10 protein-coding genes are annotated in these 10,488 nt (G+C 67.7%); all 10 read left to right on the forward strand.

Features of this window, described 5'->3' with window-relative positions; all coding sequences use genetic code 11:
- Positions 1-3: 3 nt before the first annotated feature.
- Complete coding sequence (gene tolR, locus ACED67_RS08425; protein ID WP_395541124.1) at positions 4-474, forward strand: protein TolR; 471 nt, start codon at positions 4-6, stop codon at positions 472-474.
- Positions 475-488: 14 nt separating this feature from the next.
- A complete protein-coding gene (gene tolA, locus ACED67_RS08430; protein WP_395541125.1) occupies positions 489-1,697 on the forward strand; it encodes a cell envelope integrity protein TolA in 1,209 nt (402 codons plus the stop codon).
- A 109-nt stretch (positions 1,698-1,806) separates the two neighbouring features.
- Positions 1,807-3,141: a Tol-Pal system beta propeller repeat protein TolB gene (gene tolB, locus ACED67_RS08435; protein WP_395541126.1), complete on the forward strand. Its 1,335-nt coding sequence runs from the start codon at positions 1,807-1,809 to the stop codon at positions 3,139-3,141.
- Between the two features lie 120 nt (positions 3,142-3,261).
- On the forward strand, positions 3,262-3,789 hold the full coding sequence (gene pal, locus ACED67_RS08440) for a peptidoglycan-associated lipoprotein Pal (protein WP_395541127.1): 528 nt from the start codon (positions 3,262-3,264) through the stop codon (positions 3,787-3,789).
- A 4-nt stretch (positions 3,790-3,793) separates the two neighbouring features.
- Positions 3,794-4,633, forward strand: a complete 840-nt coding sequence (gene ybgF / locus ACED67_RS08445; RefSeq protein ID WP_395541128.1) for a tol-pal system protein YbgF — start codon at positions 3,794-3,796, stop codon at positions 4,631-4,633.
- Positions 4,624-5,853, forward strand: a complete 1,230-nt coding sequence (tilS, locus tag ACED67_RS08450; RefSeq protein WP_395541129.1) for a tRNA lysidine(34) synthetase TilS — start codon at positions 4,624-4,626, stop codon at positions 5,851-5,853. Before ybgF ends, tilS begins: the two co-directional genes overlap by 10 nt.
- Before the next feature lie 93 nt (positions 5,854-5,946).
- A complete protein-coding gene (gene ftsH, locus ACED67_RS08455; protein ID WP_395541130.1) occupies positions 5,947-7,866 on the forward strand; it encodes an ATP-dependent zinc metalloprotease FtsH in 1,920 nt (639 codons plus the stop codon).
- 84 nt (positions 7,867-7,950) lie between these two features.
- A complete protein-coding gene (locus tag ACED67_RS08460; RefSeq protein WP_395541131.1) occupies positions 7,951-8,937 on the forward strand; it encodes a magnesium transporter CorA family protein in 987 nt (328 codons plus the stop codon).
- Positions 8,928-9,698, forward strand: coding sequence for a methyltransferase domain-containing protein (locus ACED67_RS08465; RefSeq protein WP_395541132.1), 771 nt, complete (start codon positions 8,928-8,930; stop codon positions 9,696-9,698). The genes ACED67_RS08460 and ACED67_RS08465 overlap by 10 nt, the downstream gene beginning before the upstream one ends.
- A 3-nt stretch (positions 9,699-9,701) precedes the next feature.
- Complete coding sequence (locus ACED67_RS08470; protein ID WP_395541133.1) at positions 9,702-10,286, forward strand: MOSC domain-containing protein; 585 nt, start codon at positions 9,702-9,704, stop codon at positions 10,284-10,286.
- The last annotated feature ends 202 nt before the right edge of the window (positions 10,287-10,488 follow it).

Genomic DNA, 10,488 nt, shown 5'->3' on the forward strand with positions numbered 1-10,488 from the left:
GCCATGGGCGCGGGGGTGATGAAAAAGGCGGGCGGCGGTGGCCGCAGGCGCCGGCGGCGCGGCGCGGCCTCGTCGATGAGCGAGATCAACATCACGCCGATGGTCGACGTGATGCTGGTTCTTCTGATCATCTTCATGGTCGCTGCGCCCCTGATGACGGTGGGCGTGCCGGTGGAACTGCCGAAGACGGCGGCGACCGCCCTGCCGACCGAGCAGGAAGAGCCGCTGGCCGTGACGCTGACCGCGGACGGGCTGATCCTGATCATGAACAGCGAAGTGGAGGAGGCGAACCTCATCCCGCAGCTCAAGGCGATCGCGGCGGAACGGACCAGCGACAAGATCTATCTGCGGGCCGATGGCACGCTGCCCTATGAACGGGTGGCCCAGGTCATGGGCGCGCTGAATGCGGGTGGTTTCACCAACATCGGTCTGGTGACCGATGCGCAAGGCCCCGACATGGGTGCGGGGAACTAGGAGCGGTCCGGGCCATGCAGGAGCGGATGCAAGCGGGCACCATCGTCTCGGGGATCGGCCATGCTGGGCTGATCCTCTGGGTGATGCTGGGCGATTGGCTGTTCCAGCCGCAGCCCTCGCCCGATGTTCCGTCGATGTCGGTCTCGATGATCAGCGCCGCCGATTTCGCGGCGATGCAGGCGGCGTCCACGCCGCCCGCGGACACGCCGCCCAGCGTCGAGACGGCCACGCCGCCCACGCCGGAGCCGCCCGCCGCCGAACCGGCGCCGCAACCCGCGCCCGAGCCGGAACCCGAAGTGCAGCCGCCCGCGCCGGAACCGCAGCCCGCGCCGGAGCCTCCGGCCCCGGAGCCCGCGCCCGAGCCGCAACCGGCGCCTGAGCCCGAGCCCCTGCCGGAACCCGAACCCGTGCCGCCCGCGCCCGAACCGCAGCCCGAGGATGTGGTGGTGCTGCCCGAAGAGCAGCCCTTGCCGTCGATGTCGACGTCGATGCGGCCCAAGCCCAAGCCCGCCGATATCGTCGCGCCCGATCCCGTGACGCCGCCGCCCGATGCGGTGACCGCTGAGACGCCGGAACCTGCCGTCAGCGAGACGCCGTCGGAAACGCCGCAGCCGCCGCAAGAGGCGCAGGAAGAGACCGTGCCGGAAGAAACCGGCGACGTGCTGCGCACCGAGGCGACCGAGGAACAGGATGAAAGCCTGGGCATGACAGGTTCGATCCGGCCCAAGTCGCGGCCGAACCGGCCCCGCCCGACCGAGACGCCAACCGAGACGGCCAGCGCGGCCGAGACCGACAGCACCAGCGACAGCGATGCCGCAGCCATCGCGGCGGCGGTCGCGGCGGCTGCGGCCGAGGCGGCAAGCGAGCCGGCCTCGAGCGGCGCTACCGGCGGCCCCTCGGGCCCGCCGCTGACCGCAGGCGAGATGGGCGACATCTCGAGCGCGATCGGGCGGCGCTGGAACGTGGGGGCGCTGTCGACCGATGCGCTGTCCTCGGTCGTGGTGCTGCGGGTCGAATTCGGGCCGGATGGCCGCCCGGCCAATATCAGCCTGATCGAAAGCTCCGGCCCCAGCCAGGCGGGCATTCAGGTGGCCTTCGACACGGCGCGCCGGGCCATCCTGCAAACCGCGCGCGATGGCGGTATCCCGCTGCCGCCGGACAAATACGACACCTGGAAAGTTCTGGAATTTTCCTTCGACGGCAACGGGATGCGGGTGCGATGACCGGGTTCCGCCGCCATCCGTCGGGCAAAGGGTCGCCGATGGGCGGACTTTCCCCTCTGAACCCCGGCCCCCATGGGCTAAAGACAAGAAAAACCGGAGCATGAGGCATATGAAACAGCCCTTCCGCCTATTGAAGCTGCTTGCGCTGGGCCTGACGCTGGTCGCCGCCCCCGTCGCGGCGCTGGCCCAGGACGGCCGCCCGCCGCGGATCGACATCACCGTCGGCACGATCGAGCCGATGCCGATCGCGGTGCCGATGTTCGTCGATGAAGGCGGCGCGGGCGATTATGCCACGCAGCTTAGCCGCGTCGTGACTTCGGACCTGGAGGGCACGGGCTTCTTCCGCGCCATCCCGCAAGAGGCGCATATCGGCCGGATCAGCAGCTTCGACGGCGGCATTGCCTATGAAGACTGGCGGGCGATCAATGCCCGCGTTCTGGTGACGGGTGCGGTTTCGGTCGCGGGCGACCGGATCACCGTGAAGTTCCGCGCCTTCGACGTGGAAAACGGCTCGGTGATCGAAGGGGCCGCGCTGCAATTCGCGGGCACCACGGCGGGCTGGCGGCGGATGGCCCACAAGGTGGCCGATGTGGTCTATTCCAAGATCACCGGCGAAGGCGGCTATTTCGACAGCCGTGTCGTGTTCGTCTCGGAGAGCGGGCCGAAGAATGCGCGGGCCAAGCGGCTGGCGGTGATGGATTACGATGGCGCGAATGTGCAGTACCTGACCGACAGCGCCTCGATCGTGCTGGCGCCGCGCTTCTCGCCCGCAGGCGACCGCATCCTCTATACCAGCTACGAGACCGGCTTCCCGCGCATCACGCTGCTGGATGTGGGCAGCCTGCGCCGCCAGACGCTTGAGGACCAGCAGGGCACGATGACTTTTGCCCCACGCTTCTCGCCTGATGGCAATACGGTCGTCTTCTCGCTGGAACGTGGCGGGAATACCGACATCTACGCGCTGAGCCTGGGTGGCGGATTGACCCAGCTGACCAATTCGCCCGCGATCGAGACCGCGCCTTCGTTCAGCCCCGATGGCAGCCAGATCGTGTTCGAAAGCGATCGGTCGGGCACCCAGCAGCTGTACATCATGCCGGCTTCGGGCGGCGAAGGACGGCGGATCTCGGGCGGCGAGGGGCGGTATTCGACGCCGGTCTGGTCGCCGCGCGGCGACCTGATCGCCTTCACCAAGCAGAATGCGGGCCGCTTCCATATCGGCGTCATGCGCACCGATGGCAGCGAAGAGCGCCTGCTGACCGCCAGCTTCCTGGATGAAGGCCCGACCTGGGCGCCGAATGGCCGCGTGATCATGTTCTCCCGCGAAAGCGCGGGCGCGGGCGGGCAGTCGAGCCTGTGGTCGGTCGATATCACCGGCCGAAATCTCAAGCAGATCTCGACCGAAGGCCCCGCCTCGGACCCGGCCTGGTCGCCGCTTCTGCCGTGACAATCGCGTGATGCGCCCCCGATTCCCTTGGGGGCGCAAAGCTGATAGGGTACCCCCGAAACAATTGCCCAGACGCCGCGAAACGGCGCGCCCATCGAGCCAGATAGAAGGACAGAACCGATGACCCTGACCCCCAAGGCCCTCATCCTCTTGGCCGGCCTTGCGCTGGCCGCCTGCCAGAACCCCGACCGCTATGGCGCTGGCGGCGCTGGCGGCGCCGGTGGCGCGGGCGGAAACGGCTATGTCGATACGACCGGCCTTGGCGATCCGAGCGATCCGCGCTCGATCGCCTATTTCAATCAGACCGTCGGCGACAAGGTTCACTTCGCGCTTGACCAGTCGACCCTGTCGCCCGAAGCGCGCACGATCCTGACCGCGCAGGCCGGCTGGCTGAACCAGAACCCTGCCTATGCGATCATCATCGAGGGCCATGCCGACGAAAAGGGCACGCGGGAATACAACCTTGCCCTTGGCGCGCGCCGCGCGGCTTCAGTGCAGCAGTTCCTCGTCTCGCAGGGCGTTGCCGCGGCACGGATGAAGACGATCAGCTATGGCAAGGAACGCCCGCTGGAGATCTGCTCGGACGAGGCCTGCTACTCGAAGAACCGCCGCGCCGTGACGGTGCTGTCTGCGGGCGCGGGGGTCTGATCCCATGCTCCGGCTTCCGCGCCTTGCGCCTGCGGTGCTTCTGGGTCTGACGCTGGGGCTGACCGCCCCGGCGCGGGCCGAGACCCTGGCCGATATCAAGGTCGAGCTTGACCAGCTTGCCGCCGAATTCAACGCGCTCAAGGCCGAGACCGTGGCCTCGGGCGCTTCGGCGCGGGTTGGTGGCGCGGATGCGCTGGCGCGGATGGATGCGATTGAGGCCGAATTGTCGCGCCTGACCGCGCGGGCGGAAGAGATCGAGCTGCGCCTGAACCGCGTGGTGGCCGATGGCACCAACCGGATCGGGGATATCGAGTTCCGGCTTTGCGAGCAGACGCCGGGCTGCGATCCGATGGCCATGCCCGCGACCCCGACGCTGGGCGGAGGCGGTGGCAGCGCTGCCGCCGCCCCTGCGGCCCCCTCGACCCCGACGGCGCCCGCCGCCGGGACCGGACCTGAACTTGCCGTTGCAGAAAAAGACGATTTCGACCGGGCCAAGGGGGTGCTCGGTCAAGGTGACTTTCGCCGTGCTGAACAGCTCTTTGCGGCCTATGCCCAATCCTATCCTGGCGGGCCGCTGATCCCCGAGGCGCATTTCCTGCGCGGTGAGGCGCTGACCTCGCTGGGCGAGACAGCGAATGCGGCGCGGGCCTATCTGGACAGCTATTCCAGCGATCCGCAGGGCGAGTTCGCCCCGGATGCGCTGCTGAAACTGGGCCAGGCGCTGGGCACGCTGGGCCAGGTGCCTGAGGCCTGCGTGACGCTGAACGAGGTGGCGACGCAATATCCGGGCACGACGGCCGCGACGCAGGCGCCGATCGCCATGCAGGGGCTGGGGTGCCAGTAGACGAGACGGCGCTTCTGGCGGCGGCCGGACGGGCCTTTGCCGGCGACCGGCCTGCGATCATCGGCGTGGCGGTTTCGGGCGGGGGAGATTCCCTCGCCCTTCTGCATCTGATGCAGCGGGTCGCGCCACAGGCGGGCTGGCGGGTCGAAGCGGCGACGGTGGACCATGGCTTGCGCCCCGAAGCGGCGGCGGAGGCGAGGCAGGTCGCGGCGCTGTGCCGCGACTGGGGCATCGCACATGAGGTGCTGCGCTGGGCCGATCCGCAGGGGGTGGGCAATCTGATGGACCGGGCGCGGCGGGCACGGCGCGCGCTGCTGGCGGATTGGGCCGGGCGGCGTGGCATCGGCCATGTCGTGCTGGGCCATACCGCCGACGACCAGGCCGAGACGCTGCTGATGGGCCTGTCGCGCAGCGCCGGGCTGGACGGGCTGTCGGGGATGCGGCACGCGTTTCGCGAAGGCGGGGTGGTGTTCGGGCGGCCCTTGCTGGATATCCCGCGTCAGTTCTTGCGCGACTATCTGACCGGGCGGGGCATCGGTTGGATCGACGATCCCTCGAACGAGAACGAGGCGTTTACCCGCGTCCGGGCGCGCCGCGCGCTGAAGGCGCTGAAGCCCTTGGGCATCACCGTGGGCAAGCTGGCGGCGGTGGCGGATCATCTGGACATGGCACGGTCGGCGCTTGAGGCCGCGACACAGGATGCGGCGCGGCGCTGCGTCACCGAGCGGGCGGGGGCGGTGCTTCTGGACCGGGCCGGGTTTCAGCGCGCGCCGATGGAGATCCAGCGCCGGGTGGCGCGTCAGGCGCTGTGCGGGCTGGTCGGGCCGGGCTATCCGCCGCGCGAGGCGGAACTGAACCGGATTCTCGGAGTGCTGGCGGCGGGGGGCAAGGCCACGTTGCGCGGCACGCTGGTATCTGCCAGCGGTGGCGAGGCGGTCTTTCGCCGTGAGTGGCGGGCGGTGGCCGGGGTGACGGCGCGGCGCGGTGCGCTTTGGGACGGGCGTTGGACGGTCGAGGGGCCGTGGCAGGGAGATGAGGAGCTGCGCGCGCTGGGCGCGGCGGGCCTGCGGCACTGCCCCGCCTGGCGTGACACGGGCCTTGCGCGCGGCATTCTGGAGGTCACCCCGGCGATTTGGAGCGGCGAGCGGCTGATTGCCGCCCCTCTGGCCGGGCTTTCCGGCGGGTTTTCTGCGACATGCACGCCCTGTTTCCAGTCTTAACTCTTATCGCATTGAACCCGGCCCACGATTGACTATCTTGGGACCAAAGCCCGAAGGCGATTGCGCCTGCGCGGGCCGTTACGGGAGTCTCATGTGAACAACGCACGCAACATCGCCTTCTGGGTCGTCCTGCTGCTGTTGATCCTGGCGCTTTTCAACCTGTTCTCGGGTGGCCAGGCAACTCTGAACGCGCGCAACCTGTCCTATTCCGATTTCATCACACAGGTCGAAGCCGGCAAGGTCGCCTCGGTCACGCTGGATGGCGAGCGCGTGACGATGAAGGGCACGGACGGCAACACCTATTCGACCATCAAGCCCGATGGCGAGATGCTGACCGACAAGCTGATCGCCAAGGGCGTCGACGTGCAGGTGACGCCGCAGCAGCAATCGGGCTTCATGTCGCTGCTGATGACCTTCCTGCCCTTCCTCGTGCTGATCGGGGTCTGGATCTATTTCATGAACCGGATGCAGGGCGGTGGGCGTGGCGGTGCCATGGGCTTTGGCAAGTCGAAGGCGAAGCTTCTGACCGAAAAGAATGGCCGCGTCACCTTTGACGATGTGGCCGGCATCGACGAGGCCAAGGAAGAGCTGGAAGAGATCGTCGAATTCCTGCGCAACCCGCAGAAGTTCAGCCGCCTGGGCGGCAAGATCCCGAAAGGCGCGCTGCTGGTTGGCCCGCCCGGCACGGGTAAGACGCTGCTGGCCCGCGCGATCGCGGGCGAGGCCGGGGTGCCGTTCTTCACCATCTCCGGCTCGGACTTCGTGGAAATGTTCGTGGGCGTCGGCGCAAGCCGGGTGCGCGACATGTTCGAACAGGCCAAGAAGAACGCGCCCTGTATCGTCTTCATCGATGAAATCGACGCGGTGGGCCGCGCCCGTGGCGTCGGAATCGGCGGCGGCAATGACGAACGCGAGCAGACGCTGAACCAGCTTCTGGTGGAAATGGACGGGTTCGAGGCGAATGAGGGCGTGATCATCATCGCCGCCACCAACCGCAAGGATGTGCTGGACCCCGCGCTGCTGCGCCCCGGCCGCTTTGACCGCCAGATCCATGTGCCGAACCCGGACATCAAGGGCCGCGAGAAGATTCTCTCGGTCCATGCCCGCAAGGTGCCGCTGGGGCCGGATGTCGATCTGCGCACCATCGCCCGCGGCTCGCCCGGATTCTCGGGTGCCGATCTGATGAACCTGGTCAATGAGGCGGCGCTGATGGCCGCCCGCGTGGGCCGCCGCTTCGTGACCATGGACGATTTCGAGAATGCCAAGGACAAGGTGATGATGGGGGCCGAGCGTCGCAGCATGGTGCTGACGCCGGAACAGAAGGAAATGACCGCCTATCACGAGGCCGGCCATGCCATCGTCGGCATGTCGCTGCCGAAATGCGATCCGGTCTACAAGGCGACGATCATCCCGCGCGGCGGTGCCCTGGGCATGGTCATGTCGCTGCCGGAAATGGACCGGCTGAACTGGCACAAGGACCAATGCGAGCAGCGCATCGCCATGACCATGGCGGGCAAGGCGGCGGAAATCCTGAAATACGGCGCCGAGGCGGTGTCGAACGGCCCCTCGGGCGATATCCAGCAGGCCAGCGCCCTGTCGCGGGCCATGGTTCTGCGCTGGGGCATGTCGGATGTGGTCGGCAATATCGATTATGCCGAGGCGGCCGAGGGCTATCAGGGCAATACCGGCGGTTTCTCGGTTTCGGCCGAGACCAAGCGGGCCATCGAACAGGAAGTGAAGCGCCTGATTGATGAGGGCTATGAGACCGCCCGCAAGATCCTGCTCGAACGGCAAGAGGATTGGGAGCGGCTGGCCAAGGGCCTGCTGGAATATGAAACCCTGACCGGCGACGAGATCCGCAAGGTCATCGCGGGCGAGAAGCTGGGCACGGGCGACGATGCCGACACACCGGCAGCCCCCGGCGGCGGCGCGCCTTCGGTGGCGGCGATCCCGAAGACCCGGCGTCCGCGCAAGCCGAAGCCCGGACCGGAGCCGGAACCGGCGCCTTTGTGATCCGAAAAGCCCCGCCATCGCGCGGGGCTTTTTCTTTGCCGCGCGTGCCGCTAGCATCCGGTACAGAACTTGCCGGAGGCCCCGATGATCACCGCCTATCGCGCGCAAGGGGCGCGGCTTGTGCCACTGGACCTGAACAGCCACAGCCTGCGCGAGGCGCTGTGGATCGATCTGGAGCATCCCACGGCCGCCGAGGAAGATGCGGTCGAGGCCGCTCTGGGCATCGGCATCCCGACCCGCGAGGACATGCAGGAGATCGAGGCCTCGTCGCGGGTCTATGTCGAGGGGGGCGTGCTGTTCCTGACCGCGCAGGTCCTGGCGACGCGCCCTGCCGGGATCGAAGCCGGGCTGGACATCGGCCCTGTCACCTTCGTGCTGATGCAGGACCGGCTGGTGACGGTGCATTACCACCATCCCGGCTCGTTCAAGTTCTTCGCCGACTGGGCGGCGCGGCATGACACGGCGCTGAATTGCGGCGTCAACGCGCTGCTCGGGCTCATGGAATCGGTGGTGGACCGGCTGGCCGATGTGCTGGAGGGGGAGGCGCGCAAGCTGGATGCGCTGTCGCGCAACATCTTCGACGGCAACCGCCCGGCCAGCCAGAGCGACCGGCTGAGCCTTGTCCTGCAACGGATCGGGCGGGCCGAAGATCTGAACGGCAAGGTCAAGGAAAGCCTGGCCACCGTGCTGCGGATGTTGAACGCGCTGGCGGTGCCGGGCTTGCAGGGTGTGCATCCGCTGCTGGCGGGGCTGGAGAAGGCGCAGCTCAAATCGCTGCTGCAGGATCTGAAATCGCTGCGCGAGGTCGCCGCGGCCCAGGCCGAGAAGATCCGCTTCCAGCTGGATGCGACGCTGGGCGTGATCAACATCCGACAATCCGACATCGTGAAACTGTTCTCGGTCGTGGCCTTCGTCTTCCTGCCGCCGACGCTGATCGCCAGCATCTATGGCATGAATTTCGACGTGATGCCCGAGCTGCGCTGGAGCTGGGGCTATCCGATGGCGCTGGTGGCCATGCTGGTTTCGGCCGTCCTGCCCTGGTTGTTCTTCCGCTGGAAGAAATGGCTGTGAGCGACTGGAATCCGCCGCTCTATTCCGCTTTTCGCGCGCTGCGCCTGCGCCCCGCGCTGGATCTGTTGGCGCAGGTGCCGGCGCTGCCGGCTGGCGAGGTGATCGATCTTGGCTGCGGCGATGGCGCCGTGGCCGGCGCGTTGAAGGCGCGCTTTCCGGGCCATATCCTGCTGGGCGTTGATGCCAGCGCCGCCATGCTGGCCCGCGCCGAGGGCTATGATGCCAAGATGCTGGTCGATATCGCGGCCTGGACCCCGGCGCGGGCGCCCGCACTGATCTTTTCGAACGCCGCGTTGCAATGGCTGGGGGCGCATGAGAGGCTGTTCCCACGCCTGGCCGGGCTGCTGGCGCCGGGCGGCGTGCTGGCCGTGCAGATGCCGCGCAACCATGTCGCGCCATCCCATGCGCTGATCCGCGATCTGGCGACGAAGCTGTTCCCCGACCGTTTCCCGCCCGGTCCCTTTGTGCCTTCGGTCGCCCCGCCAGAAGACTATTGGCGGCTTCTGGCGCCGCTGGGCCGGGTTTCGGTCTGGGAAAGCGAATATCTGCAAGAGCTTGACCCGGTGGACAGGGGCCACCCGGTGCGCCGCTTCACCGAAAGCACGGCGATGCGGCCTGTCATGGAGCGACTTTCTGACGCAGAGGTGACAGCGCTCACTGCGGCTTACGATGACTCTCTGATGCAGGCTTATCCGCTGTTGCCTTCGGGTGGGGCGCTGTTTCCGTTCCGCCGCCTGTTCCTGATCTTGCAAAGGTCCTGACGCATGCCCGCCCTGAAACCGACCGAGTATTCCGGCATTGTCATCTGGCTTGGCACCCAGCGCCGTCCGGTCGAAAAGTTGGAGATTTTCGGCGAGGCGGTGGAGGAGATGCCGCTGACGCTGGGCGGCTATGCTGATGAGATTCACGCCGGTCTGACCCGGCCCTCCTGCAGCCGGGTCCGGACCCTGCACCCGCTTGGCACCGAGATCCGCAATTCCCGCCAGCTTAGCCTGGTCTCGGCAGAGGAACTGGCCGAAGTGGCGGCGACCCTTGGCATGGATCGGCTCGACCCGGCCTGGCTGGGGGCGAGCGTGGTGATATCCGGCCTGCCGGATTTCACCCATCTTCCGCCCTCGAGCCGGCTTCAGGGGCCGGATGGCGTGACGCTGGTCGTGGATATGGAGAACCGGCCCTGTCAGGAACCGGCGGTGACCATGGTCAAGGCGACCGGCGGGCTGGGCAGGGCGTTCAAATCCGCCGCCGAAGGCAAGCGTGGCGTCACGGCCTGGGTCGAACGTGCGGGCATGTTGCGCCAGGGCGACCGGCTGCGCCTGCATATTCCCGACCAGCGGGCCTGGGCCGGATGAGCGGCGGGCCCGACCGGCGCCGCTGGCGCATTTCGGCCCGGAAGGTCGCAATCCGCCTTTGTGGCGGGCCGGACGCCCGCTATCACGTCGCAGACAGAACTTCACCGCCCCGGGGAGGAGCAAGACATGGCATTCAAGACTGACATTGAGATAGCGCGTGAGGCGCGGAAGCGTCCGATCCTTGAGATTGGGTCGCAGCTTG

Source organism: Neotabrizicola paludis (assembly GCF_044142105.1).
GTDB lineage: Bacteria > Pseudomonadota > Alphaproteobacteria > Rhodobacterales > Rhodobacteraceae > Pseudogemmobacter.

Coding starts and splice junctions, on each gene's coding strand:
- ACED67_RS08460 (WP_395541131.1), top strand. CDS start 7,951: ATGATCACCGCCTATCGCGCGCAAGGGGCGCGGCTTGTGCCACTGGAC.
- ybgF (WP_395541128.1), top strand. CDS start 3,794: ATGCTCCGGCTTCCGCGCCTTGCGCCTGCGGTGCTTCTGGGTCTGACG.
- ACED67_RS08470 (WP_395541133.1), top strand. CDS start 9,702: ATGCCCGCCCTGAAACCGACCGAGTATTCCGGCATTGTCATCTGGCTT.
- tolB (WP_395541126.1), top strand. CDS start 1,807: ATGAAACAGCCCTTCCGCCTATTGAAGCTGCTTGCGCTGGGCCTGACG.
- pal (WP_395541127.1), top strand. CDS start 3,262: ATGACCCTGACCCCCAAGGCCCTCATCCTCTTGGCCGGCCTTGCGCTG.
- tolR (WP_395541124.1), top strand. CDS start 4: ATGGGCGCGGGGGTGATGAAAAAGGCGGGCGGCGGTGGCCGCAGGCGC.
- ACED67_RS08465 (WP_395541132.1), top strand. CDS start 8,928: ATGGCTGTGAGCGACTGGAATCCGCCGCTCTATTCCGCTTTTCGCGCG.
- tolA (WP_395541125.1), top strand. CDS start 489: ATGCAGGAGCGGATGCAAGCGGGCACCATCGTCTCGGGGATCGGCCAT.